The sequence below is a fragment of the Rhodobacter sp. NSM genome, assembly GCF_052244495.1.
In the GTDB taxonomy this organism is placed as follows: Bacteria; Pseudomonadota; Alphaproteobacteria; order Rhodobacterales; family Rhodobacteraceae; genus Cereibacter_A.
Genome location: NZ_JBQPXH010000002.1, coordinates 470,640 through 495,645, shown reverse-complemented (window position 1 = coordinate 495,645; position 25,006 = coordinate 470,640). Strand labels below are relative to the sequence as shown.

General features: G+C 68.8%; 23 protein-coding genes. 9 read left to right on the top strand and 14 right to left on the bottom strand.

All coding sequences use genetic code 11. The features are described from left to right. Positions 1-2 precede the first annotated feature (2 nt). The 3 genes from def (ACTVZP_RS06870) to def (ACTVZP_RS06860) are packed head-to-tail and all read right to left on the bottom strand — an operon-like array spanning position 3 to position 1,527. Complete coding sequence (gene def, locus ACTVZP_RS06870; RefSeq protein WP_443211387.1) at positions 3-506, bottom strand: peptide deformylase; 504 nt, start codon at positions 504-506, stop codon at positions 3-5. After that, positions 503-994 carry a peptide deformylase gene (def, locus tag ACTVZP_RS06865; RefSeq protein ID WP_443211386.1) on the bottom strand — a complete coding sequence of 164 codons (492 nt, stop codon included), beginning with the start codon at positions 992-994 and terminating at the stop codon, positions 503-505. Before def (ACTVZP_RS06865) ends, def (ACTVZP_RS06870) begins: the two co-directional genes overlap by 4 nt. Beyond that, the gene (gene def / locus ACTVZP_RS06860) at positions 994-1,527 is read right to left on the bottom strand and encodes a peptide deformylase (protein ID WP_443211385.1); all 534 of its coding nucleotides are present in this window, start codon (positions 1,525-1,527) and stop codon (positions 994-996) included. Before def (ACTVZP_RS06860) ends, def (ACTVZP_RS06865) begins: the two co-directional genes overlap by 1 nt. Positions 1,528-1,895: 368 nt before the next feature. On the opposite strand from def (ACTVZP_RS06860), the gene ACTVZP_RS06855 reads away from it, so the two are divergent. Beyond that, a complete protein-coding gene (locus ACTVZP_RS06855; protein WP_443211384.1) occupies positions 1,896-3,068 on the top strand; it encodes a MalY/PatB family protein in 1,173 nt (390 codons plus the stop codon). Here the strand turns inward: ACTVZP_RS06855 and ACTVZP_RS06850 are convergent, their stop codons facing one another. Together ACTVZP_RS06850 and ACTVZP_RS06845 are read right to left on the bottom strand one after the other, a co-directional pair. After that, entirely contained in the window at positions 3,069-3,419 is a 351-nt protein-coding gene (locus ACTVZP_RS06850; protein ID WP_443211383.1) for a hypothetical protein, read from the bottom strand. 111 nt (positions 3,420-3,530) lie between these two features. Then, positions 3,531-3,893: a hypothetical protein gene (locus tag ACTVZP_RS06845; protein WP_443211382.1), complete on the bottom strand. Its 363-nt coding sequence runs from the start codon at positions 3,891-3,893 to the stop codon at positions 3,531-3,533. A gap of 237 nt (positions 3,894-4,130) precedes the next feature. Between ACTVZP_RS06845 and ACTVZP_RS06840 the strand changes: the two genes are divergently transcribed. Further along, a complete protein-coding gene (locus ACTVZP_RS06840; protein WP_443211381.1) occupies positions 4,131-5,039 on the top strand; it encodes a glycosyltransferase family 2 protein in 909 nt (302 codons plus the stop codon). A gap of 24 nt (positions 5,040-5,063) precedes the next feature. On the opposite strand, the gene smc is transcribed toward ACTVZP_RS06840, so the two are convergent. Further along, on the bottom strand, positions 5,064-8,519 hold the full coding sequence (gene smc / locus ACTVZP_RS06835) for a chromosome segregation protein SMC (RefSeq protein ID WP_443211380.1): 3,456 nt from the start codon (positions 8,517-8,519) through the stop codon (positions 5,064-5,066). Positions 8,520-8,656: 137 nt separating this feature from the next. Here smc and ACTVZP_RS06830 point away from each other — a divergent pair, with 137 nt between their 5' ends. Continuing rightward, positions 8,657-9,142 carry a GNAT family N-acetyltransferase gene (locus ACTVZP_RS06830; RefSeq protein WP_443211379.1) on the top strand — a complete coding sequence of 162 codons (486 nt, stop codon included), beginning with the start codon at positions 8,657-8,659 and terminating at the stop codon, positions 9,140-9,142. Here the strand turns inward: ACTVZP_RS06830 and ACTVZP_RS06825 are convergent. Together ACTVZP_RS06825 and mnmD are read right to left on the bottom strand one after the other, a co-directional pair. After that, entirely contained in the window at positions 9,093-9,977 is an 885-nt protein-coding gene (locus ACTVZP_RS06825) for a DMT family transporter (RefSeq protein ID WP_443211377.1), read from the bottom strand. The two genes, ACTVZP_RS06830 and ACTVZP_RS06825, sit on opposite strands and share 50 nt — an antisense overlap. After that, the gene (mnmD, locus tag ACTVZP_RS06820) at positions 9,974-10,828 is read right to left on the bottom strand and encodes a tRNA (5-methylaminomethyl-2-thiouridine)(34)-methyltransferase MnmD (RefSeq protein ID WP_443211376.1); all 855 of its coding nucleotides are present in this window, start codon (positions 10,826-10,828) and stop codon (positions 9,974-9,976) included. The genes ACTVZP_RS06825 and mnmD overlap by 4 nt, the downstream gene beginning before the upstream one ends. Positions 10,829-10,882: 54 nt before the next feature. Here mnmD and ACTVZP_RS06815 point away from each other — a divergent pair, with 54 nt between their 5' ends. Further along, positions 10,883-11,944, top strand: a complete 1,062-nt coding sequence (locus ACTVZP_RS06815) for an NAD(P)/FAD-dependent oxidoreductase (RefSeq protein ID WP_443211375.1) — start codon at positions 10,883-10,885, stop codon at positions 11,942-11,944. A 223-nt stretch (positions 11,945-12,167) separates the two neighbouring features. Here ACTVZP_RS06815 and ACTVZP_RS06810 read toward each other — a convergent pair whose 3' ends face one another. Beyond that, positions 12,168-14,138 (bottom strand): transglycosylase SLT domain-containing protein, encoded by a 1,971-nt coding sequence (locus ACTVZP_RS06810; protein ID WP_443211374.1) that lies wholly within the window; start codon positions 14,136-14,138, stop codon positions 12,168-12,170. 151 nt (positions 14,139-14,289) lie between these two features. Here ACTVZP_RS06810 and dapA point away from each other — a divergent pair, with 151 nt between their 5' ends. Continuing rightward, a complete protein-coding gene (gene dapA, locus ACTVZP_RS06805) occupies positions 14,290-15,162 on the top strand; it encodes a 4-hydroxy-tetrahydrodipicolinate synthase (protein WP_443211373.1) in 873 nt (290 codons plus the stop codon). Positions 15,163-15,177: 15 nt separating this feature from the next. On the opposite strand, the gene ACTVZP_RS06800 is transcribed toward dapA, so the two are convergent. Further along, positions 15,178-15,618, bottom strand: coding sequence for a potassium channel family protein (locus ACTVZP_RS06800; RefSeq protein ID WP_443211372.1), 441 nt, complete (start codon positions 15,616-15,618; stop codon positions 15,178-15,180). 150 nt (positions 15,619-15,768) lie between these two features. On the opposite strand from ACTVZP_RS06800, the gene smpB reads away from it, so the two are divergent. The 3 genes from smpB (at position 15,769) to ACTVZP_RS06785 (ending at position 18,484) form a co-directional block, all read left to right on the top strand. Continuing rightward, positions 15,769-16,242 carry an SsrA-binding protein SmpB gene (smpB, locus tag ACTVZP_RS06795; RefSeq protein WP_443211440.1) on the top strand — a complete coding sequence of 158 codons (474 nt, stop codon included), beginning with the start codon at positions 15,769-15,771 and terminating at the stop codon, positions 16,240-16,242. Between the two features lie 201 nt (positions 16,243-16,443). Continuing rightward, a complete protein-coding gene (gene sseA / locus ACTVZP_RS06790; protein WP_443211371.1) occupies positions 16,444-17,292 on the top strand; it encodes a 3-mercaptopyruvate sulfurtransferase in 849 nt (282 codons plus the stop codon). Between the two features lie 7 nt (positions 17,293-17,299). Further along, positions 17,300-18,484 (top strand): amino acid aminotransferase, encoded by a 1,185-nt coding sequence (locus ACTVZP_RS06785; RefSeq protein WP_443211370.1) that lies wholly within the window; start codon positions 17,300-17,302, stop codon positions 18,482-18,484. Positions 18,485-18,950: 466 nt separating this feature from the next. On the opposite strand, the gene ACTVZP_RS06780 is transcribed toward ACTVZP_RS06785, so the two are convergent. Together ACTVZP_RS06780 and ACTVZP_RS06775 are read right to left on the bottom strand one after the other, a co-directional pair. Then, entirely contained in the window at positions 18,951-20,303 is a 1,353-nt protein-coding gene (locus ACTVZP_RS06780) for an ammonium transporter (RefSeq protein WP_443211369.1), read from the bottom strand. Between the two features lie 26 nt (positions 20,304-20,329). After that, positions 20,330-20,668 (bottom strand): P-II family nitrogen regulator, encoded by a 339-nt coding sequence (locus ACTVZP_RS06775; RefSeq protein WP_443211368.1) that lies wholly within the window; start codon positions 20,666-20,668, stop codon positions 20,330-20,332. A 263-nt stretch (positions 20,669-20,931) separates the two neighbouring features. Here ACTVZP_RS06775 and ACTVZP_RS06770 point away from each other — a divergent pair, with 263 nt between their 5' ends. Continuing rightward, on the top strand, positions 20,932-23,202 hold the full coding sequence (locus ACTVZP_RS06770) for a transglycosylase domain-containing protein (RefSeq protein ID WP_443211367.1): 2,271 nt from the start codon (positions 20,932-20,934) through the stop codon (positions 23,200-23,202). Between the two features lie 278 nt (positions 23,203-23,480). Here the strand turns inward: ACTVZP_RS06770 and ACTVZP_RS06765 are convergent, their stop codons facing one another. Together ACTVZP_RS06765 and ACTVZP_RS06760 are read right to left on the bottom strand one after the other, a co-directional pair. Continuing rightward, a complete protein-coding gene (locus ACTVZP_RS06765; protein ID WP_443211366.1) occupies positions 23,481-24,104 on the bottom strand; it encodes an MlaC/ttg2D family ABC transporter substrate-binding protein in 624 nt (207 codons plus the stop codon). Further along, complete coding sequence (locus tag ACTVZP_RS06760; protein WP_443211365.1) at positions 24,094-24,882, bottom strand: MlaA family lipoprotein; 789 nt, start codon at positions 24,880-24,882, stop codon at positions 24,094-24,096. The genes ACTVZP_RS06765 and ACTVZP_RS06760 overlap by 11 nt, the downstream gene beginning before the upstream one ends. Positions 24,883-25,006: the final 124 nt, after the last annotated feature.

The following is a 25,006-nucleotide window of genomic DNA, read 5'->3' as shown; positions in this document are numbered from 1 at the left end:
GGTCAGCCCACCCGACGGAGGTATTTCTCGGACTTCGCGATCACCATCTTCCGCTTAAGCGGCGACAGGCGGTCGATGTAGAGCTTGCCGTCGAGATGGTCGATCTGGTGCTGGACCGAAGTCGCCCAGATGTCCACGAAATCGCGCTCCTCCGTCTCGCCCTTCTCGTTCAGGAAGCGCACCGTCACGGCCCGGGGCCGCGAGATGACGGCTGTTGCGCCGGGAAGGTTCGGGCTGCCCTCCTCATGCTCGCGGAACTGGCCGGAGGCATGGAGGATCTCGGGATTGGCGAGGCGGATCGCCTTCCCGCGGCTGTCGGAACAGTCCACCACGGCGAGCCGCAGCATCACCCCGATCTGCGGCGCGGCGAGCCCGTAGCCGGGCATCGCGTCCATGGTCTCGACCATGTCCGTCCAGATCGCGCAGATCTCGTCGGTCACGGCCTCGACAGGCGTGGCCACCGTCTTCAGGCGCTTGTCGGGATACATCACGAAGGGGCGGATCATGCTTCCATCTCCCGCAGGGCCTCGTCGCGCGCTTCCGGCGAGAGGCGGTCGAGGGTCACGATCCCGTCCAGGTGGTCGATCTCGTGCTGGGCGCAGATCGCCGGGAAGCCCGAGAGCGTCGCCTCCTGAACGGCCCCGAAGAGGCTCGTCCAGCGCAGCCGGATCTCTGGCGCGCGCACGATCAGCGTCCGGACGCCGGGGATCGAGAGGCAGCCTTCGACACCCTCCACCCGCTCTTCCGACAGGCTCAGGATCTCGGGATTGACGAAGACCTGCGGCTCGGCCGGCCCGTCCTTCCAGACCGCATCCATCACGAAGAGCCGCACCATCTCGCCCACCTGCGGCGCGGCGAGACCGCGCCCCTCGGCATGATACATGGTCGCCAGCATGTCGGCGGCGAGTGCGTCGAGTTCGGGGCCGGGCACGGCCGGGCCGCAGGCTTGCGACAGCCGCGGGTCGGGCCAGCGCAGGATCGGGCGGATCGCCATCAGGCCTTCTGCACCAGACCCGAGGCCTGGGCCCGCTTGAACTTCTCCATCTTGCGCGTGATCATCTGCCGCTTGAGCGGCCGCAGGTAGTCGATGAAGAGCTTGCCGTCGAGGTGGTCGATCTCGTGCTGCACGCAGGTGGCCCAGAGGCCCGAGAACTGCTCCTCCTCCTCGCGGCCGTCGATGCCGGTCCAGCGCACCTTCACCTCTGCGGGACGCTCGACGTCGGCGAAGACGTTGGGCAGCGACAGGCAGCCTTCCTCGTAGGTCGAGACGTCGTCGGACGTCCAGACCACCTCGGGGTTGATCATCGCCAGCGGCCGGCGGGCGCCGTCGCTTTCCTTGTTGCAGTCGAGCACGATCAGCCGCCGCGTCACGCCCACCTGCGGGGCGGCCAGCCCGATCCCCGGCGCGTCGTACATCGTGGCGAGCATGTCGTCCGCCAGACGGCGCAGATCGTCCGTGATCTGACCAACGGGGTCGCAGATCTTCTTCAGGCGCGGGTCCGGATGGATGAGAATGGAGCGTATCATGGCCGTGATTTACGACCAGAAGGGGCTTCGCGCAATGGGCGGGGCAAGCGGGGGCTGCGGCACGCCTTCGCATCTGCGACCGCGGCTCGATGAAGCAAGGGCGCCCGTCGCACCCACCTTCGCATCCGAGGCCGGGTCGGTCGCGGACACCGGGCGGCACGGCACGTTGGCGCAGCGCGGGTCGGATGGGCCCCGACCCGGCCTGCTTCGGCCTGCGAAGGGCAAACGATGCCGAAACGGTCCGCCTGCGGGGAGGTGGCCCCCGGAGGTGAGCCACGGGGCCGACAAACAGGGTGGGTTCCCGCACCGGCGGCCGCACTTGCGCCCGCCGCCGCGTCGGCTAGGCTCGCGCGCAAACAGGAGCGACCATGAACTTCGACGAGCGCATCGACCGCCGCGGTTCCCACTCGGTGAAGTGGGACATGATGGAATCCCTCTACGGCGTGCCCGCCGACACGGGCATCGCCATGTGGGTGGCGGACATGGAGTTTCGGCCGCCGGCCGCGATCCAGAAGGCGGTGGAGGGGATGGCCGAGCACGGACTCTACGGCTATTTCGGCGATGACCGGGACTATCTGTCGTCGATCCGCTGGTGGATGGCGCATCGCCACGGCTGGGAAGTCGCGCCCGAGTCCATCTTCACCGTCCACGGCCTCGTCAACGGGACGGCGCTCTGCGTCGACGCCTACACCCGGCCGGGCGATGGCGTGGTGCTGATGACGCCGGTCTATCACGCCTTCTCGCGCGTGATCCGCGCGGCGGGTCGCAAGGTCGTCGAGTGCCCGCTTGCGCAGGAGGCCGGGCGCTACGTCATGGACTTCGATGCCTGGGAGAACCAGATGACCGGGGGCGAGCGACTGCTCATCCTCTGCTCGCCGCACAATCCCGGCGGGCGGGTCTGGACGGTGGAGGAACTGCGGCAGGTCGCAGATTTCTGCGTGCGCCATGACCTGATCCTCGTCTCGGACGAGATACACCACGACCTCGTGTTTCCGGGCCGGAAGCACACGGTCATGCCGCTCGCCGCGCCCGAGATCCTGAACCGGCTGGTGATGCTGACAGCGGGGACCAAGACCTTCAACATCGCCGGCGCTCACTGTGGCAACGTGATCATCCCGGACCCGAGCCTGCGCGCCACATTCGCACAGCGGATGGGCGCGCTCGGCATTTCGCCGAACTCCTTCGGCCTGTTCATGGTGACGGCCGGCTATTCGCCCGACGGCGCGGCCTGGGTGGACGCGCTGGTCCGGTATCTGGACGGCAACCGGGCGCTCTTCGACTCGCGTGTGAACGCGATTCCCGGCCTCAGGTCCATGCCGCTCGAGGCGACCTACCTCTCCTGGGTGGACTTTTCATCCACCGGCATGACCAATGATGAGGTGCAACGCCGAGTTCAGGCCGAGGCCCGAATAGCGGCCAACCACGGGGCGACCTTCGGCGCCGGCGGCGAGAGCTTCCTGCGCTTCAACATCGCCGCTCCGCGTGCACAAGTCGAGGAAGCGCTGGAGCGTCTGGCCAGCGCCTTCGCCGACTTGCAGTAGTCAGGCGCGCGGAAGGTATCCGGCCGGCGGTTCCTGCTCCTGCCAGAAATCGAGCGGGGGACGGTCCGTCGGCACGGTCGCGCGCTTGAAGTCGCAGACGAGCTCGCCCTTGTCGATGACTGCGCAGACGATGAGGCACTGACACACCAGCCGTTCCCCGTCGTAGAGATTCACGAGGCCGCGCAGGTTCCGGATCTGATCGGCATCAAGGGCAAAGCCGCCGTCCCAGAGCCGGAGCACGGGGATCTCTGTCCCGCCGAAGCGGACCCGCAGGCGCGACTTGCGCTTCATCTCGGCCTTCTGCGCGGCAGCGAGGCCGTCTCTGATCTCCTGAGGCAAATACTCGAGCATGAAATCACTCCCTTGTGCTCACATGTGAGTCTGGTGGCAAAAGGTAAAAAATCAAGCTATACGAAAGAAGATTTCAAAAATCTGGCTGAAATATCTCGAAAGATGCGCCGGTCACGCGGCGCGGACGTAATGTTCGACTATTGTTGCCAGATCGTTCACCGGAGTCGAGATGGCGAAATAGCCACAGGCGTTCTGGCAGTGGGTGAAGATCGAACCGTCCGAGAAGACGCCCGTATCGGTCAGGAAGACGACCTTCGCCCAGGGCTGTCGGAAGGCGGCGAAATCGGCCACTGCCAGCGCAGAGCCTTCGTCGAGCATGAGGTCCAGCATCACCACCTGAATCCTGTGCGCACAGAGCACCCGGACCGCACATTCCTGACTATGCGTGACATGGACGGTGATGCCATCCTCACGCAGGCGCTCGGCCCACTGGCTGGCAAGATCCTCCCGGCTCTCCACGATCAGGACGTGCATGTCAGCTTTCCTTCGACTTTGCCAAGAACTTGTCTCACCTTCGGCCGGAATGTTTTAACGTGTGGTTAACAGAATGTCTCAATTCGGGAACGTATCCGTGATCAGGCGGATCCCCGCCGTGCTGTTCCCGAGGACCACTCCGCGGTCGCGCGGCGCAGCAGCAAGCAGGATCCGGTGCGGACAAGGCTGTCACCTGCGCGCATCTCGTGCCGGAGTCGGCAGGCGGAGAGCCGTCTCGTGAGATGGGGCGTCTGCGCAACCGTGGCCGCGCCGCCCGAGCAGGTGGAGGCCTTCGTCGCGCATCATCTCGAGCTTGGCGCCACCCGGATCTGGCTTTTTCTCGACGATCCGGAGGCGCCCGAAGCCGGCTCGCTCGCAGATCTTCCCGAGGTCACCGTGACGCGCTGCACCCTCGGCTGGTGGCGCCGCACGCTCGGATACCGGCCGGCCCGGCACCAGAACCGCCAGACCCACAACATCAAGCATGTCTACGCCAAAAGCCGTGTTTCATGGCTTGCCCATCTTGATGTGGACGAGTTCCTCCTGTCCGAGGAACCGGTGTCGCCCCTGCTCGCGGCCGTGCCCGCCGATCAGCCACTCGTCCGCGCAGCGCCGTGGGAGGCCCTGTCGGACGCGGCCCTTCCCGATGACGTGTTCACGGCCCGCCACTTCCGCCGCGCCGTGCCGGGCAAGGAATGTGCGGCCGAGCGCGACATCGCCTTCGGCCCTCATGCCGCCCTCCTGCCCGAGGGAGCACTCAGCCACAGCGCCGGGAAGTGCTTCTTCCGCACCGGGCTCGCCCGCTTCGAACCGCGCCTCCACGGGGCCTTCCGGGCTGGCGAGAGGGTGCGCGATGTGCCCTTTCATCCGGCCCTGACCCTTCTGCATTTTCACGCGGAGGACAGGACGCGCTGGCTCGAGCGGCTGCCCTTCCGGCTGCGGCTCGGAGCTTATCAGTTCAATAAGAACCTGCAGGACTATCTGCTTGCTGCCGGTCCCGCCGAAGTCGCGGCCTTCTACGACCGGGTGCAGGATCCCGATCCGGCGACCCGAGCGGCGCTCGACGCCAGAGGTCTGCTGCGCGAAGTCCGCCTTGGCCTGCGCGCAAAGATGGCGAAGCTCGAGGCACGTCGGCAGCGGGCCTGACGGAGGGAGCCGATCGGGCGGCCGTCAGGCCACCAGCGCTTCGGCCTTCTTCAGATCCACCGAGACGAGCTGACTCACCCCCTGCTCTGCCATCGTCACGCCGAAGAGGCGGTCCATCCGCGCCATCGTCACCGCATGGTGGGTGATGATGAGGAAACGGGTCTCGGTCCGCCGGGTCATCTCGTCCAGAAGGTCGCAGAAGCGCGTCACGTTCGCATCGTCGAGCGGCGCGTCCACCTCGTCGAGCACGCAGATCGGGGCGGGATTGGCGAGGAACACCGCGAAGATCAGCGCCAGCGCCGTCAGCGTCTGCTCGCCACCGGAGAGCAGCGACAGCGTCGAGAGCTTCTTGCCCGGCGGCTGGCACATGATCTCGAGACCGGCCTCGAGCGGGTCGTCGCTCTCCACCATCACGAGCCGCGCCTCTCCACCGCCGAAGAGATGGGTGAAGAGCGTGCCGAAGCTCGTGTTCACCTGCTCGAAGGCGGTGAGCAGCCGCTCGCGTCCCTCGCGGTTCAGGCCCTGGATGCCCGCGCGCAATTTCTTCACGGCCTCCTCGAGGTCGATCTTCTCGGCCTTCAGCGTGTCGTGCTCGGTCTGGACGGCCCGCGCATCTTCCTCGGCCCGCAGGTTCACCGCGCCGAGCGCCTCGCGCTGCCGCCTGAGCCGCGCCACCTCGATCTCGAGCGCCTCGGCCGAGGGAATCCGCTCGGGATCGACCGCCAGCGCCTCGAGAAGCTCCTGCGGCGTGTGCTCGGTTTCCTCACGGATGCGCTCTGCGGCCAGCTGGAGCGCCTCGGATGCCGCATCCGAGCGGGCCTCGGCGCGGGCGCGGGCCTCACGGATCTCGCCCGCCTGCCGCTCGGCCTCGCGCTCGGCCTCCTGCGCGGCGCGCAATGCGGTTTCGGCCGTGGCGAGCGCGTCGCCCGCGCGGGCGCAGCGCTCCTCGGCGGCCTCTATGGCTTCCGCGAGGTCCTCGCGGCGCGCGGCGATCTCTTCGGGCGCCTCCGAGGCCTCGCGCAGGTCCTCCTCGGTGGCAGCCTTGCGTTCGGCAAGCTCGGCGCTGCGCTTCTCGGCCGTCTCCAGCCGGTGCTTCCAGCCCGACAGATCCTTCGTCACCTCCTGCCGCCGCTTCACCCGCGCCTCGCCCTCGCGGCGCAACTCGTCATGCAGCGACCGGCGCGACATCATCGCAATGCGGGCGGCCTCCACCGCCATCTTCAGATCCTCGATGCCGGCGCGGGCGGCCTCGAGGTCCGGCAGCGCGGCGGCCGTGCTTTCCGCCTCGCGCAGCCGCGTGCGGGCCTCCATCGCCTCGTCCTCGTAGCGCTTCACCGCAAGCCGCGCCGATTCGAGCTTGCCACCCGCAATCGACCGCTCCGCCTCGGCCTTCGAGGCCGCGCGGCTCGCTTCCGTCACGCGGGCATCTGCGGCGCGACGGGCCTCGCGCGCTTCCTGGTCGGCACGGGTCAGTTGCGCGAACCGTGCCTGAAGCGCCTCGTGCGCCTGCCGTGCCCCCTCGGCGCGGGCCGCCACCTCCTCGAGGTCGCGCTTCAGCGCCACGAGCCGGTTCAGCTGCTTCAGCCGCAGCGCCGCCGCCGAAGGCGCATCCTCGGCCCCCGCGCGGAATCCATCCCAGCGCCACAGATCGCCCTCGAGGCTCACCAGCCGCTGTCCCGGCTGCAAGAGCGGCTGGAGCGCGGCACCCGTCTCACGGCCGACGAGGCCGATCTGGCCGATCCGGCGGCGCAGCACCTCGGGCACGCCGACATGCGGGGCCAGCGGCTCGGCCCCCACGGGCAGGGACGCGGCCTCGTCGTAATCCGGAAGCGAGGCCCAGCCGGACCGCGCGTCCGCCTCGACCTCCGGCGCGCGAAGATCGTCGGAGAGCGCCGCCCCCAATGCGGCCTCGTAGCCGGGTTCGACCTGGATCCGGTCGAGAAGCTGGCTGCCCGCCTGCGCCTCGCGGTCGACGAGCCGCGCCAGCGCCGCCACTTCGGCGCGCAGTGCGTTGGCCTCCCCCTCGGCCGCCGAGCGCTGCGCCCGCGCCTCGGCCTCGCGCGACTGCGCCTCGGCCCGCGCCTCGTCGGCCTGGATCAGCGCCTCCTCGGCGGCCTCGGCGCGCTCCTGCGCCTCTTCCTGCGCGGCGGCAGCCTCTTCCCAGGCCTCGGCCGCGCGCTCCTGCGCCTCGGCGGCGGTTTCGACCGCCTCGCTCGCACGCGCAGCCTCGGCCTCGGATTTCGCAAGCGTCGTGCGGCTGTCGACAAGCATCCGCTGCGCCGACTGGTGGCGCGCCGACAGCCGCGCGACATCTTCGGTGCGCTCCGACAGGATCTCCTCGCGCTCGCCGAGCGCAGCCCCCGCCTCGCGCGCCGCCTCGGCCGCCTCGGCCAGCCGCGCATCATGGCCCTCATGCGCCTTCTCGAGCGCCTCGCGCTCCCACTCCAGCCGCGCGATGGTCTCGGCCGCATCGCGGTTCAGCCCGGCCTCGCGCTCGCTGTCGCGCGCAAGCTGATCCACCCGCGACATGAGCGTGGCGATGGTGGCTCGCGCCCGCTCCTCCTCGGCGGCCAGCGCATCGCGCTCGACCGTAAGGCGCTGGAGCACGGCGCCGGCGATGGCTTCCTCCTCGCGCTTCGGCGGCAGAGCCTCCTCGGCCTCGGCGCGCGCGGCGGTGGCCTTCCGCGCGGCGGCCTCGGCCTGTCCCGCGGCCAGCATCCGCTCGCGCAGGCTCGCCAGCGCCTCGGTGCGCGCCTGATCGGCCTCGCGCCAGCGGCGGTAGAGCAGCGAGCCCTCGGCCCGCCGCAGCTCCTCGCCGATCTCGCGGTAGCGCGCGGCCTGCTTCGCCTGGCGTGCCAGTGTCGCGAGCTGCTGCGCCAGCTGGTCGAGCACGTCCTCGACCCGCGCCAGGTTCTGCTCGGTCGCGGCCAGCCGCAACTCGGCCTCGTGCCGGCGCTGGTAGAGGCCCGAGATCCCGGCCGCCTCCTCGAGGATCCGCCGCCGCGCCTTCGGCTTGGCATTGATGAGCTCGGAGATCTGCCCCTGCCGCACCAGTGCCGGCGAATGCGCGCCGGTCGAGGCATCGGCGAAGAGCATCTGGATGTCGCGTGCGCGCACGTCGCGGGTATTGGCCTTGTAGGCGCTGCCTGCGTCGCGGGTGATCCGGCGCACAATCTCGATCGTGTCGGCGTCGTTGAAGCCAGAGGGCGCGAGCCGGTCGGCGTTGTCGAGCACCAGCGCCACCTCGGCGAAGTTGCGTGCGGGCCGCGTGGCCGCGCCGGCGAAGATCACGTCCTCCATCCCCGCGCCGCGCATGGCAGTCGGGCGGTTCTCGCCCATCACCCAGCGCAGCGCCTCGAGCAGGTTCGACTTGCCGCAGCCGTTCGGACCGACGACACCGGTCAGACCCTCGTGAATCACCAGATCGGTGGGGTCCACGAAGCTCTTGAAGCCGTTCAGTCTGAGGCGGGTGAACCGCAAGGCCGGACCCTTCTGATTCCCGATCAAGCCTGCATGGTCCGGCCTGAGGTTCCCCAAGTCAACCGCAGCCCCCTTGATCTGGCGGCATCCGGCCGGTTATCCCCAAGATGTTGCCATCACCCGCAAGAGGAAGCCCCATGATCCCCCGCAGAGCCAGCGACGGCGAGGACTGGGCGGCGATCCTCGGACTGATCCTGCGCGCCTTCGCTCATATGGAGGGCCGGATCGACCCGCCGTCGTCGGCGCATCGCCTGACCCCCGAAGCCATCGCAGGCCAGGCGCGCGAGGGCGAGGTCTGGCTCGTCGGCGATCCGGTGGCGGCCTGCCTCTTCCTCACGCCGAAGCCGCACGCGCTCTACCTCGGCAAGCTCGCCGTCGAGCCCTCGATGCAACGCCGCGGCCTCGGCCGGTCGCTGATGGCGGTGGCGGAGGAGCGGGCGCGGGCGCTCGGCCTGCCCGCGCTCGAACTCGAGACGCGGATCGAACTGGTCGGGAACCACGCCACCTTTCGCGCCATGGGTTTCGTTCAGGTCGCGGCCACGGCCCATCCGGGGTTCGACCGACCGACCTCTCTCACCTTCCGGCGCGTGCTCGCGCCCGCACCTGCTCCCGCCAGAGGGTGAAGAGCCCGGCCGAGACCACGACACAGGCTCCGATGATGACGTTCATCCCCGGCCGTTCGTTGAAGACAAAGAAGCCGAGCATCGCCGCGAAGGGCAACTGGAGATAGGCGAAGGGCTGCACCGCACTCGCCTCGGCCACCTCGTAGGCGCGGATCAGGAACCAGTGCCCCATCGCGGCCGAGCAGCAGAGCGCTGCCATCCAGAACCAGTCCACCGGCGCCATCGGCTCCCAGTGCCAGAGCCCGACGCCGGTCATGGCGATCGCACCGACCGTCCCGGTCCAGAAGAAGCTGACCGCGGCCGAGTCGCCCCGCGCGACGTAGCGCGTGAGCAGCCCGTACATCGCGAAGAGCAGGGCCGCGGCCAGCGGGATCAGCGCCCAGGGCGAGAAGACGGCCACGCCGGGCTGCAGGATAATGAGGATGCCCACGAAGCCCGCGCCGATGGCGAGCCAGCGCCGCCAGCCCACCTGCTCGCCCAGCACCGGCCCGGAAAGGGCGGCCACCAGCAGCGGGTAGCAGGTGAAGACGGCATGGCTCGCGACGAGGCCGAGCTTCACGAAGCCCACCACCATGACGCAGACCTCGGTTGCGAGCAGCAGCCCCCGCAGGATCTGCAGGACCGGGAAGCGCGAGCGGATCGCGGGGGCGAGCCCGCCCGCCTGACGCGCGGCGATCGCGATGACGAAGGTCGCGAAGAACCAGTAGCGGATCATCACCACCATGAAGACGCTGTAATGCTCGGCGAGGTGCCGCGAGATGCCGTCCTGCAGGGCGAAGATGCAGGTGGTGAGCACCATCAGGCCGATGCCCAGCCGCGTATTCTGTTCGGTCATCCGCCGAGAACTCCGGTCGTCATGTGTCGCTTGCGGCCGTGGCCGGGCTGCCGCGTCACGAGAAAGCCCGCCTCGGCGAGGGCGCGCCGAACATGGCCCGCCGCCGTGTAGGTGGCGAAGGTGCCACCCGGCGCCGTATGGCGCGCGACTTCGGCCATGAGGGCATCGGACCAGAGTTCGGGGTTCTTCGCAGGGGCGAATCCGTCCAGGAACCACGCGTCGGCCCGACCCTCCCAGCGCGGGAGAAGCTCGCGCGCGTCGCCGATCAGCACCTCGGCCTCGAACCCGTCATCCACGAAGCGCGAATGACCGGCGGACCACGCGGCAAGGAACGGCGCCGCCACGGCCTCCGCCTCGGGGAAGGCGCGCAAGGCCCGTGCGACGTCGGGCGCGGCCATCGGATAGGCCTCGAACGACCGGTAGAAGAGCCGCCCCGGTCGCCCCGCCGCCCGCCAGGCGATCAGCGTCGCGAGCATGTTGAGCCCGGTGCCGAAGCCGAGTTCGGCGATCACGAACCCGTCGCGGAAGCGGCCCGGCAGGCCGTTGCCCGCAAGAAAGACGTGCCGCGTCTCGGCCAGCCCGTCGGCCAGCGAGAAATACGGATCATCAAAGCGGGTGGAGACGGGAACCACTCCGTCGCGCCAGTCGAGACACGCGGCCTCCGACGATCCCCGCTGATTTCCGCGCGCGTCGGAAGCGCTGGTTCTGGCTTGCCCGAAGGCTGATTCACCTCCGGCCGCCGCTGTCGGGTCGGCTTCCCCGGCGGCCCTTCGGCTGTCCTTGCAGCCGGCATCCTGCGCGGTTTCGTCCCGCACTGAACGGGCATCCCCGCTCTGGCCTGTCGCTGCCATCTATCCTAAGCCTGCTGAGTCCGAAGGTGCGGACATTGGGCGAGGACGGGTGAAATGGCAACGCCGGATCTGACGGTTCGAGGCGGCGGAATCTTCGGGCTCTCCGTGGCCTGGGCCGCGGCGCGCAGAGGCGCGAAGGTGCGGCTGATCGAGCGCGAACGGATCGGCGCAGGCTCGTCCGGCGGTCTTGTCGGCGCCCTTTCGCCCCATGTGCCCGAGCAGTGGAACGACAAGAAGGCCTTCCAGTTCGAGAGCCTCGCCATGGGCGAGGATTGGTGGTCCGAGGTGGAAGAGGCCTCGGGTCTCTCCGCCGGCTATGCACGGCTCGGCCGGTTCCAGCCGCTGGCGGACGACCGCGCGGTCGAGCACGCCCGCGCCCGTGCCGAGGAAGCGCGCACGCTCTGGCAGGGCCGCTTCACCTGGCAGGTGGTTCCGGCCGAGGGCGAGTTCGTCCCGGAGAGCCCGACCGGCCTGATGATCCACGACACGCTGACCGCCCGGGTGCATCCGAGGCTGGCCTTGGCGGCGCTCGTCGCCGCCATTCGGGCGCGCGGCGGCGAAGTCCTGATCGGCGAGGGCGAGGAGGCGGGGCCGGTCGTCTGGGCCACAGGCACGGCCGGGCTCGAGGCCCTGTCAGAGGATCTGGGCAAGCCCGTCGGCAACGGCGTGAAGGGCCAGGCGATGATCGTGGGCCTCGATGCGCGCGACCGGCCGCAGGTCTTCGCCACCGGCCTCCTCATCGTGCCGCATGCCGACGGAACGACCGCCGTCGGCTCGACGGCCGAGAAGGAATGGACCGCGCCCGACACGACCGACGCGCAGCTCGAGGATGTGCACGCCCGCGCACTGGCGCTTTGCCCTTGGCTTCAGGGTGCGCCGGTCCTGACCCGCTGGGCAGGTCTCCGCCCCCGCGCCCGCAGCCTCGCGCCGATGCTCGGCGAATGGCCCGGGCGACCGGGCCATTTCCTCGCGAACGGTGGCTTCAAGATCGGCTTCGGCATGGCCCCGAAGGTGGGCGAGGTCATGGCGGACCTGCTCCTCGACGGCAGGGACGGGATCCCGGAGGGCTTCCGTGTCGAGGCCTCACTGAAAAAGCGGGTGAAGGCCGAGGAGTGACCTCGGGCGCCCCGCATGGGGAATGATCGGCTCCCGGCGCGGCTGCCTCGCGGGTGCCGCAGGGCATCCAGCTTCGCAAGACGCCGCTCATGGGGCTCCCACAGGTCGCCCGTTCGCGGCTCGGAGGCTCCACCGGAGCCTCCGCAAGACGCCGCCCATGGGGCTCCCACGGGTCGCCCGTTCGCGGCTCGGAGGCTCCACCGGAGCCTCCGCAAGACGCCGCTCACCCCCTCAGCTCGGGGGTGATGCGCACGGGGCCGCCGCTTCCGCGCAGCTTCGCGCGGTAGATCACCACCGACTCCGTTACCCGCATGACGTAGGTGCGCGTCTCGGAAAAGGGGATCTGCTCGACCCAGTCCACCGCGTCGACCTCGGCCGAGCGCGGGTCGCCGAACTCGGTGATCCAGCGTCGCGGGCGACCGGGGCCGGCGTTGTAGCCCGAGGCGATCAACGCGAGCGACGGGCCGAATTCCTCGACGAGCTGCGCGAGATAGGCTGTGCCCAGCCGCACGTTGTAGGCCGGATCCCGCGTCAGCCGCCCAAGCTCGTAGCCGAGACCCAGCTTCGGCGCCATCAGCTTCGCCGTGCCGGGCATCAACTGCATGAGGCCCCGCGCCCCCGCCGGGCTCACCACCACCGGGTTGAACTCGCTCTCGCGGCGCGCAATCGAGAGCGCGAGCGCCCGGCTCACCGGCAGTCCCTCGCCCGGCACGATATCGGGGACGGGGAAATAGGCTCCGGGCAGGATCGTGCCGCCTTCCGCCGCCTGCTTGGCGATCAGCACCGCCACATGCGGCTCGCCCATCGACAGGGCCATCTCGGCCAGCCGGCCGAGATCGGCGGCGTCAAGGCTCTCGGCCAGATGGAGGAGGAATCGCTTGCCGAGATCGCGATCGCCCGCGGCGAGCAGCAGGCGGCCTGCCGCGAGGACCGAGGAGGAGGCGAAGCCGGCCTGCCGCCAGTCCCCTGCCCTCGGCGAAGCGACAAGGCTCGGGTCGAGGGCGACGCCCGCACGCTCGGCCGAGAGCAGCCCGTAATAGGCGGTCTGGTACTTCGCGCCGGCGGCGAAGGCTGCGCCCGCCTCGTCGTAGCGGCCGAGCTGTTCGAGTGCGCGCCCCTGCCAGTAATGTGCCCGCGAGAGACTGATCGGCGTGCGCACGGCGGCCTGCAGACGCTGGAAATGCGTGAGCGCCGTCCCCGGATCGCCCAGCTTGCGGAGCGCGATGAAACCCGCGAAGAACTCCAGCTCGGCAAAATCGGAGCCGCCCTCGAGGTGGTGGCTTGCCGCAATCCGGTAGGCGGTCCTGGCGTCGCCGTCCTCGTTCAGCGCCCGTGCGAGACTGGTGCGCCGGCCCGCCCATTGCGAGGGGCTGCCAAGGGCCGCCACGCTCTCGGACCGTTCGAGAAGGAGCGCCGCCGCCTCGGCGTCCCGCCCTTTTCGCGTGCGCCAGAGAAAGCGCTCGTAGGCCAGGCCCGGATCGGAGGAGAGCGACGCCGGCACCGCCGCGATCAGCGTGTCCACCCCGGCCGCATCGGCCCGCAGAGCGAGCCGGGCGGCAGCAAGCCGCTTCCAGCCGTCCGAGACGCGCGGCAGCATGCGCCGCGCCTGCTCGGGGCGGTTCTCCCAGAGGAGCATGTCCAGCCGCGCCTCGTTCGCCGGTGCCAGCACCTCGGAAAAGGCGGCCATCGCCTCCGCCTCCTCCTCCGGCTCGAAGGCGAGGGTCGTCCAGGCGCGGCGGATGACGGCCTCCGCCTCCGCGCGCTGCCCCGACGCCGCGAGCGCTTTCGCAAGCGCGATCGCCCCCGTGGCCGTTGCCGGCTGGCGCGAGCCGAAATAGGCGATGATGCGCGCCGGGGTCGTGGAGCGCGCGACCGCCTCCTCGCCCTTGTCCCGCAGCAGTGCGAGGCCGGGCCAGTCGGGGTGCTGGGCGAGGAAGGCCTCGTAATCGCCCAGAAGCCCCTCGCCCGCCCGCAACCGGTGCCATTCGACCAGAGATTGCGCCAGCGGTCCCGACTGCCGCGCCCGGGCAGAGGCCTCTGCCCAGTTCTTCGACCAGGCGCTGCGCAGGGCGAGGCGCAGCGCATCCGGGTCCTCGGCCCGCGCAGCAAGCGGAGCGCAGAGGAGCGGCAGGATCAGGCAGGCACAAAGCAGGATCTGCGACAGGCGGGCGGGGGACGAGGAGGAGCGCTGCATGGGCGCAATCTGCCCAAGCCCGTGTCCGCCCGCAACACACAAGCTGACGAGCGCGCCGCGGCTTGGGGACAACTTGGCAAGCCCTCCGCCGGGCGCTAGGAAGGCGCGGTTCAACCGGGCGAGTCTGCCCATTCAAATGGAGATGCGTGTCATGATCAGAGGGTCCATTCCTGCCCTTGTGACGCCGTTCAAGAACGGCGAGCTGGATCTGGACACGCTGAAGAAGCTGGTCGACTGGCAGATCGCCGAGGGATCGACCGGCCTCGTTCCGGTCGGAACCACGGGCGAGAGTCCGACGCTGAGCCACGAAGAGCACGAGACGGTGATCGAGGCGGTGGTGAAGGCCGCCGCGGGCCGCGTGCCCGTCATTGCGGGCGCAGGCTCGAACTCGACGACCGAGGGGATGCGGCTGATCCGCTTCGCCGAAGCCGTCGGCGCCGATGCGGCGCTGGTGGTGACGCCCTACTACAACAAACCCACGCAGGCAGGGCTGATCGCGCATTTCACCGCGCTTCACGACTGCTGCAACCTGCCCATCGTGATCTACAACATCCCCGGACGGTCGGTGATCGACATGACGCCCGAGACGATGGGCAAGCTCGCGGCGCTGCCGCGGATCATCGGCGTGAAGGATGCGACCGGCAAGATCGAGCGCGTGAGCCAGCAGCGCGCCTCCTGCGGGCCGGACTTCATCCAGCTCTCGGGCGAGGACGCGACCGCGCTCGGCTTCAACGCCCATGGCGGCGTTGGCTGCATCTCGGTCACGGCCAACGTGGCGCCGCGGCTCTGCGCCGAGTTCCAGCAGGCGACGCTCGCGGGCGATTTCGCAAAGGCGCTGGAGTATCAGGACCGGCTGATGCCGCTGCACGAGGCGATCTTCATCGAGCCGGGTCTCGTCGGGGCGAAATACGCGCTGTCGAGGCTCGGCCTCTGCTCGGACGAGGTCCGCCTGCCGCTCGTGGGCCTGACCGAGCCGACGAAGGCCCGGATCGATGCCGCGATGCGCCACGCCGGCCTGATCTGACCGGCACCCGACGGGTCAGTGCGCGCGCTTGTGCGACATCTGGCCCGTGCGGACGTGCCGCAGCGCCTCGACCAGCAACGCCGTCAGCAGGCCGAAGTTCAAGAGCCCGTTGACGGCAGCCATCGTGCCGAAGATCCGCCACTCCTGCGGCAGGACGAGGTCGCCGTAGCCGAGCGTGGTGAAGCTGACCAGCGCGAAGTAGACAGCCTCTTCCAGTGTCGGCAGCACGCCGAAGAGGCGCAGGCTCAGCGCCCAGAGCCAGACATTCACCGTCAGCATGCCAAGAGCCCAGGCGCAGACACCGGCGACGGTGAGGACGAGCTTCGGCAGGTGCGGCTCTCGCATGAGCCACGCGTGCGTGCGGGCGAAGACGGCCTCCAGCGCCCAGGCCGAGGGCGCCATCAACACGACCGAGACCAGCAGGACCAGAGATCCCAGAACCAGTTGCAACAGCATGCCGTCCTCCCTCACGGACGCTTCTAGCGCGGAATGCAGCACCTGTCACAGGCGGTGGCGCGCCCCGATATCGCAGCACGCGGGCAGCCGTCGCGCGACGCGAGCGGCGGGCTGGACTTCACCCCGACCCTCGCCTATCTCGGAGCGGTCATGGCCAAGCACTCGGACCCCAACAGCAAGCTGATCGCGGAGAACCGCCGCGCGCGCTTCGACTACTTCATCGAGGAAGAGATCGAGGCCGGCATCATGCTGCTCGGATCGGAGGTCAAGTCGCTCCGGCAGGGAGGCTCGAACATCGGCGAGAGCTACGCCTCGGTCGAGGAGGGCGAGCTCTGGCTCATCAACGGCTATATCGCACCCTACCTGCAGGCGAAGACCTGGGGTCATGAGGAGCGCCGGAAGCGCAAGCTGCTCGTCTCGAAGCGCGAGCTTGCCCGCCTCTGGAACGCGACCGCGCGCGAGGGCATGACGATCGTGCCGATCCGGATGTATTTCAACGACCGCGGGATCGTGAAGCTGAAGGTCGGCATCGCCAAGGGCAAGAAGTTCTCGGACAAACGCGAGACCTCGGCCAAGCGCGACTGGGGTCGCGAGAAGCAGCGACTGCTCAAGCAGAACTTCTGAGGGGTCCGGCACCGAAGGCCGAGCCTCAGGCAGGCGAATGGCGGCAAGCGGGACACATCCGCTTTCCGTCGTGGAGGCACGGCGCGGCAATCCCGTCAGCCTCCGCACTTCAGGGTTGTTGCGCGCACGCGTCACGCCCGAGCGGGCTTGCCTGCGGGCGACGGCAGGATTAAGCGGGATTGGCTTTCCGAGGAGCCCGACATGACCGATGATCCCAGAACGCTCGTCTCCACCGACTGGCTCGCGGCCCACATACGCGACCCCGACCTGAGGATCATCGACGCCTCCTGGTATCTGCCGCAGGAGAACCGGAACCCGCGTGCCGAATACGAGGCGGAGCACATCCCGGGCGCGCGCTTCTTCGACATCGACGAGATCGCGGACCTGCGCTCGGCCCTGCCGCACATGGCGCCCCCGCCCGAGAAGTTCATCAGCCGGATGCGGGCCATGGGGATCGGCGATGGCCATCAGGTCGTGGTCTATGACGGCTCGGGCCTGCGCTCGGCCGCCCGGGTCTGGTGGACCTTCCGCCTGATGGGCAAGACCGACGTGGCGGTGCTCGACGGCGGGCTGCCGAAATGGAAGGCCGAGGGACATCCGACCGAGGACATGCCGCCGATCGTCCGCGACCGGCACATGACGGTTCAGCGCCAGGCGGGGCTCGTGAAGGACGTGACCCAGGTGGCCCATGCCTCGAAACTCGGCGAGGCCGAGATCATCGATGCGCGCTCCGAAGGGCGGTTCCGCGGCACCGAGGCCGAGCCCCGGCCGGGCCTGCGGTCAGGCCATATTCCCGGCTCCAAGAACGTGCCCTTCGCCTCGCTGATCACGCCGGGCGGGACGATGAGGTCTCCGAACGAGCTGCGCGCGATCTTCGAGGCCGCGGGCGTCGATCTCGCCAAGCCCGCGATCACCACCTGCGGCTCCGGCGTGACCGCGGCCGTGCTGAGCCTCGCGCTCGAGATCCTCGGGCACCGGAACCATGCGCTCTATGACGGCTCCTGGGCCGAATGGGGCATGTATGACGATCTCAAGGTCGCGAAAGGATGACGAAGGAATGCTGACCGCCCTGAAGCCGCAGCCCGCGGACAAGATCCTGCAACTGATCCAGATGTTCCGCGAGGATGCGCGGGCGGACAAGATCGACCTGGGCGTGGGGGTCTACAAGGATCCGACCGGCCTCACCCCCGTCATGCGCGCGGTGAAGGCGGCCGAGAAGCGGCTCTGGGAGGTCGAGACGACCAAGACCTACACCGGCCTCGCGGGCGAGCCCGCCTACAACGCCGCCATGGCGAAGCTGATCCTCGCGGGCGCCGTGCCGGCGGACCGGGTCGCCTCCGTGGCGACTCCGGGCGGGACGGGTGCGGTTCGGCAGGCGCTGGAGCTGATCCGCATGGCCTCGCCCGAGGCCACGGTCTGGATCTCGAACCCGACCTGGCCGAACCACCTGACCATCGTGAAGTATCTCGGCATTCCCATGAAGGAATACCGCTACTTCGATGCCGAGACCGGCGCGGTGGATTTCGACGGCATGATGGCGGATCTCGCGCAGGTGAAGGCGGGCGACGTGGTGCTGCTGCACGGCTGCTGCCACAACCCGACCGGCGCCAACCCCAACCCGGTCCAGTGGCTCGCGGTGTGCGAGGCGCTGGCGAAGGCGGGCGCCCTGCCCCTTATCGATCTTGCCTATCAGGGCTTCGGCGACGGGCTCGAGATGGATGCGGCGGCGACGCGGCTTCTGGCCTCGAAGCTGCCCGAGGTGCTGATCGCCGCCTCGTGCTCGAAGAACTTCGGCATCTACCGCGAGCGGACCGGCATCCTCATCGCCATCGGCGACGCCGGGGGCAAGGCCACGGCGCAGGCGAACCTCAACTTCCTGAACCGGCAGAACTTCTCCTTCCCGCCCGATCACGGCGCCCGGCTGGTGACGATGATCCTCGAGGACGAGAACCTGACGGCGGACTGGAAGGCCGAACTCGAGGAGGTGCGGCTGAACATGCTGACGCTGCGTCGCCAGCTGGCCGATGCCCTGCAGGCCGAGACCGGCTCGAACCGCTTCGGCTTCGTGGCGGAGCACCGGGGCATGTTCTCGCGTCTCGGGATCACGCCCGAACAGGTGGAACGGCTCAGGACTGAACATGCCGTCTACATGGTCGGCGATTCGCGGCTGAACATCGCCGGGCTGAACAGGACCACCGTGCCGGTGCTGGCACGCGCGGTGGCGCAGGTTCTGCGCGGCTGACGGACGACGTCCCGCCCGCCCCGCGCCGTGTGTCGACGGGGCGGAGCGAACGCACCGTTTACCTCATGGCGGTACCGTCCGGCATCAGTTCCGGAATGGACCCGTATCGCCATGATCCTCCATACCTGCCGAGGCCTGCTCCTCACGGCCGCACTCGCGGCCCCCGGTCTCGCCTCCGACCCTCCCGGCGCCAGGACCGGGATTTCCGGCAAAGTCACCTTCAACTGGTTCGGCAACGCAGCCCCCGCCCGGTCTCGCGCCCCGGCCGGCGGCCCGCTCACCCGCGTCGTGCTGGGCCGCGGCTGGATCTGCTCGCCCGCCGGCGGGGGCAGGCGATCGACCTGCCGCGGGAACTGACAGGATCGCACCCGCTTCGCTGTCCGACATGAAGAAGGCCCGGACGATCGTCCGGGCCTTCCCCTGTCGGGCGGTGTGGGGAGGAGCGTCCCGCCGCTCGGGAACGTCCTCAGCCGTGGTAGGCCGACTCGCCGTGCGCGGTCTGGTCGAGGCCGATGCGCTCGCTTTCCGTATCGACGCGGAGCCCGACGATCAGGTCGGCGATCTTGAAGGCCACCACCGAGACGATTGCGGTCCAGATGATCGTGACCACGACCGCCTGGATCTGGATGATGGTCTGGCCGACGATGGAATAGTCGTCGCCGTTCACGCCACCCAGCGTCGCCGCCGAGAAGATGCCGGTGCCGACGGCGCCGATGATGCCGCCCACGCCGTGGATGCCGAACACGTCGAGGCTGTCGTCATAGCCGAGCGCGTTCTTCACGGTGGTGACGAAGAAGTAGCAGACCGCCGAGGCGATGACGCCGAGGATGATGGCGCCCATCGGGCCGATCGTGCCGCAGGCCGGCGTGACGGCCACGAGACCGGCGATCATGCCCGAGGCGGCGCCCAGCATCGAGGCCTTGCCGCGGGCCAGGCCCTCGATCAGCGACCAAGCGACGACTGCGGCGGCGGTGGCGACGAAGGTGTTGATCATGGCGAGCGTGGCGCCGCCGTTGGCCTCGAGGTTCGAGCCCACGTTGAAGCCGAACCAGCCGAACCACAGCATCGAGGCACCGATCATGGTCATGACCATCGAGTGCGGAGCCATGTTCTCCTTGCCGAGGCCGATCCGCTTGCCGATCAGCAGCGCACCCACGAGGGCCGCGACACCGGCGTTGATGTGGACCACGGTGCCGCCGGCGAAGTCGATGGCGCCCCAGTTGAAGATCAGGCCAGAGGCATCCCACACCATGTGGGCGATCGGGAAATAGGCGAAGGTCACCCAGATCACCGAGAAGATGATCACGGCCGAGAACTTGATCCGCTCGGCGAAGCCGCCGATGATCAGCGCGGGCGTCAGCGCGGCGAAGGTCATCTGGAAGCAGATGAACAGGTATTCGGGGATGACGTAGCCTTCGGAGAAGGTGGCAGCCATGCTGTCCGCGTTCACGCCGGACAGGAAGAGCTTGCCCATGCCGCCCCAGAACGGGCTGGTGCCGCCGCCGAAGGCGAAGGAATAGCCGTAGATCACCCAGATCACCATGACCGTGCAGCCGATCAGCGTGGTCTGCATGAGCACCGAGAGCATGTTCTTCGAGCGCACGAGACCGCCGTAGAACAGCGCGATCCCCGGCAGGATCATGAAGAAGACGAGCACGGTGGACATCAGCATCCAGGCCACGTCGCCCTTGTCCATGACGGGCGTGACGGTTTCGGCGACGGCTTCCGCCGCTTCGGCGGCGGCCTCCTGGGCCCAGGCCGGCAGGGCCGCGACCGCGGCGAGCGCGGAAAGCCCCATCAGTTGCGATATTTTCTTCATTTTACCCTATCCCTCTGCCGGCCGCGTCAGAGCGCGTCGTCGTTGATTTCGCCCGTGCGCACGCGGACCGCCTGTTCGACGTCGAGCACGAAGATCTTGCCGTCACCGATCTTGTCGGTCTTGGCGGTGGTCCGGATGGTCTCGACGACGGATTCGGCCAGGCTGTCGGCGACCACGATCTCGAGGCGGACCTTCGGAACGAAGTTCACGGCGTATTCCGCGCCGCGATAGATTTCGGTGTGACCGGACTGCGAGCCGAAGCCCTTGATCTCGGTCACCATCATGCCGCGCACGCCGATGGTGGTGAGCGCCTCGCGCACCTCCTCCAGCTTGAACGGCTTGATTGCTGCAATGATCAGTTTCACGACGATCCCCTGTTCTGCACCGGGCCGCTTGCGGACCCCACGTCGCCACAAACCGCCTTCCGGCCGCATCGCACAAGAAATCGGCGGCAGAGAAAGAGAGGCGGTGCAGAGAAGTTGCACATTTTTTGCACTGTCCCGCCGATCCGCCCAATTTTAATGCAACATGCGGAGAGGATTTAAAGTCGCATCGGCTCCACATTCGCCGCTCCTGCAGGTAGAGTCGCGACAAAGTCCACAAGAGCCGAAGGGCGGGGCAGCGAGGCATGAGCGGGTCGAACGGGCGGCGTCCGCCGCTGGTAGCGGACAGGCGTTACGGCGCGCCTGCAGCGAAGAAGGCCGCGCCGAAGGGCGGCGGTGGAGGCCGGGGATCTCAACCTCCGTCAAAGCCTGCCGCGAAGCGGCGGACGAAGAAGCGCGATCCGCTCTCTGCCGCGGTGGCCTGGGTCTTCGGGCTGATCTGGGGGGTGGTGATGTTCTTCTGGCGCATCCTCTGGGGCGTGGGCTGGCGCATCATGGCGGCGGTGGGCCTCGTGGTGGGGCTGTCGGCCTACTACTTCTACTCGCAGCTTCCCGAGGTCTCGCAGCTCGTCGACGGTCGCGCCCGCGGCTCGGTCACCATGCTCGACCGCGACGGGAAGGTGTTCGCCTGGCGCGGCGAGACCTACGGCGGCATGGTCACGTCCGACAACGTGTCGGACGACCTGCGCGAGGCGGTGGTGGCGACCGAGGACCGCCGCTTCTACCGGCACTTCGGGGTCAGCCCGCGCGGCATCGCCTCGGCGGTCAGGATCAACCTCAGCGAGGGGCGCGGACCGCTGGAAGGCAACGGCGGCTCGACCATCACGCAGCAGGTCGCGAAGCTCCTCTGTCTCGGGGTGCAGTACGACCCGAAGGAGTGGAAGAGCGAGGCTGACTACGAGGCCGACTGCCGAAGGGGAGGCATCTGGCGGAAGGTGAAGGAGGTTCCCTTCGCGCTCGCCATGGAGGCCAAGTACACCAAGGCCGAGATCCTCACGATCTACTTCAACCGCGCCTACCTGGGGGCGGGCGCACGCGGCTTCGAGGCGGCGGCGCAGCGGTATTTCGGCAAGTCCGCGAGCGAGGTGAGCGCGGCCGAGGCAGCGATGCTCGCGGGCCTCCTGAAAGCTCCCTCCTATTACGCACCGACCGCCAACCTCGAGCGGGCGCGCGACCGGGCCAATGTCATCATCGGCCTGATGGAGTCGCAGGGTTATCTGACGAAGGCGGAGGCGGACGACGCCCGCCGCCATCCCGCCCAGCTTTCTCAGGCTGCGCAGAGCCGTTCGGGCGGGTTCTTCGCCGACTGGGTGATGGAATCCGGGCCTGCCTTCCTCACGCGCGACACGACCGAGGACGTGATCATCCGCACCACGCTCGACCAGAAGCTCCAGAAGGCGGCCGAAGGCGCGCTCGCCGACGTGTTCAAGGCGAAGGTCAGCGAGGGGTCGAAGGCTCAGGCTGCCGTGGTGGTCATGTCGGCGGATGGCGCGGTGCGCGCCATGGTCGGCGGCCGCAAGGTCGAGGCGGCAGGCGCGTTCAACCGTGCCACGCAGGCCCTGCGGCAGACGGGCTCCGCCTTCAAGCCCTTCATCTACGCGGCCGCGATGGACCTCGGCTACAGCCCCGCCGACTTCGTGGACGACAGCCCGCTCACGGTGATGGTGAAGGGCTCGGGCCCTTGGGCGCCGTCAAACTACGACCGGAAGTTCCGCGGTATCGTCACCCTCACCACCGCGCTCAAACAGTCTCTGAACATCCCGGCAGTCCGGATCACCGAGGCGGTGGGGCGCGAGAGGGTCCGCCAGGTGGCCTCGGACTTCGGCATCCAGAGCAACCTTGCCGCCGGGCCCGCGCTCGCGCTCGGGGTGTCCGAGGCGACGCTCCTCGAGATGACGGGCGCTTATGCCGGCATCCTGAACGGCGGCTCCTCGGTCAAGCCCTACGGGCTGCTCGAACTGCGCCTGCAGGGCGACGACACGCCTCTCATCGGCCAGGAGGGCGGCATCGGCGAGCGGGTGATCTCGGAGCAGGCGGCGCAACTCCTGACCTACATGATGACCCAGGTGATCGAGAGCGGCACCGGCACCCGCGCCCGCCTTCCGGACCGGGAGGCGGCGGGCAAGACCGGAACCACGCAGGCCGCGCGTGACGCATGGTTCGTCGGCTTCACCGCGGACTATGTGGCGGGCGTCTGGATGGGCTACGACGACAACACCCCGCTGAAGGGCACGACCGGAGGAGGCTTGCCGGCCGACATCTGGCGCGAGGTCATGCTGCGCGTGCACGAGGGCCTTCCTCCGACCCCGTTGAAGAAGATCGTGCCCGAGCCGCGCCTGCCTCCGCAGACGACGGCGGATGTGCGCACCGATCCCGTGCCACAGGACACCGGCGACTGGCAGGCAAGGCGGCCGAGCGATACGGGCGACTGGCAGGCCGCCCCGCGCCAGCCCAGCGCCGGCGAACAGATCGTGCGCGACGTTCTGGGTATCTTCGGGGGCGGCGGCCGGAACTGAGGCCGGTCGCCTCCTGTCCGATCGACGGGACATCCGCAGCATGGCGGAGCACGACGTCCGATTTGCAGATCGGTGCGAAGGTGCCGGTGGGACCTTTACGCGGCTCCTCTGCATGACCTTGCATTCACCGCCCGTTGCATGACCTTGCATTCACCGCCCGTTGCATGACCCGTCGCCTGATGACCTTGTGGCGATGGCCTCGGGATCAGCCTCGACGGTCTCCTGCAAGCAAAAGCGCCGCCCAATGGGCGGCGTTCATGAGTGACATGTCGAGACGGTCAGCTCGCGCGGCGAAGCTGCTCGGTGAGGGCCGGGATCGATCCCCGGTTCCGGTCCAGAAGCGCACCGATCTCGGCCCGCTCGGAGGCGAGCATGTTCACGCCCTCGATGATGATGTTGAAGAAAGCCGGACGTCCGGAGCGGTCCGAGACGTGCCAGCGCACTTCGAACGGGCTCTCGTTGCGCAGATACGCCGTGGAGATCACCTCGACCGCGCTTTTCATGGGACGCGCGTCGAGGACCTGGATCTCGCTGCCGATGAATTCGCGGAACCGCTTGCCGTATTTGCGCGCGATATAGCCCTGGTAAGCCTGGGTGAAGGCCGCAAGCTCGGACCGGCTCGCCCCGCGGGCCGCAACGCCGAGCGCGGTGCGGGCGATGGCCGGCACATCGGCGTAGCGCGAGAAGAGACGCTCGAAGTCACCAAACATCTGCTGCTCGGACTGGCCCGAATTGATGGTCCGGTTCACTTGCGCCACGGCCTCGACCACGAGCGCGCGGGCCGTGCCGGTGTCGAGGGCCAGCGCACGCCAGGGCAGCACGGCGGCAGCAGCGCCCGCCACGAGGCCCAGGGTCACGCTTCTGCGGCTGAGCCTCGCATCAAGGGAAAGATCATTGCGCATCAAATTCCTCATAGGGATCGGTGGCATAGGGGTCGATGAAGGCATCGTCCGCCCCGCCGGTCTGGCCGAGTTCGAAGCGCCGGTTCTGAAGATAAAGCAGCCGGGCCTGCGAATAGCTGTCGGCGCTCTCATATAGGACCGAGTCGATCGTTTCGGAATAGCGCGCCCGATCACCAAGTATTGAGCCGACTTCGGCCGCACGTCCGGCCGTGCGCACTCCCGGCGGCACGATCAGCCGCACCGGGTTCAGCGCAACGTCCACGACGTCGCCGACGAGGTCGCGTTCCGTGCGCGGCCCGAGGAAGGGAACCTCGCCATAGACGCCCTCGCTCGCGCCCCAGACATAGAGCGTCTCGCCGAAGTCGGTCTCGCGCCCCTCGATTCCCATGGCATGGGCCGGGTCGAACAGGCCGCCGATGCCGACCGTGCTGTTCACGACGAAGCGGGCCGCATTTTCCACCGCCGCACCGGGACGTCCCTGCAACAGGCTGTTCAGCGTCTCGCCCGGCAGGTCGAGGTTGTCGGCGAAGTTTCCGATGCCACGCTCAACAGGGTCGGGCAGCACCGCATAGACACGCGAGGCCGGCCGCACGACCGAGGTGTCGACGGTCTTGTTGAACTCGTGGATCTGGCGATTATGCGCCTCGTCCGGGTCGTTTATCGCCTGCGTCGGGTTCGCAGCCCCCGCACAAGCCGAGACGAATGCTCCGAGAACGGCTAGAAGGACGCCGCGGGTTGCGATTCGGCACCCCCGCAGAATGGCAGTTCGATGTTCCACGCTGATGACCCCGGTCTGCAAAAGATGCCGCGCGAAGAGGAATCGCTTTTTCGATCAAGGCTCAAGCCATAAGCAGCTTGCGGGGGCAAGGCAACGCGTGAAAGTCGGCTGTTGGTGCGTGCGC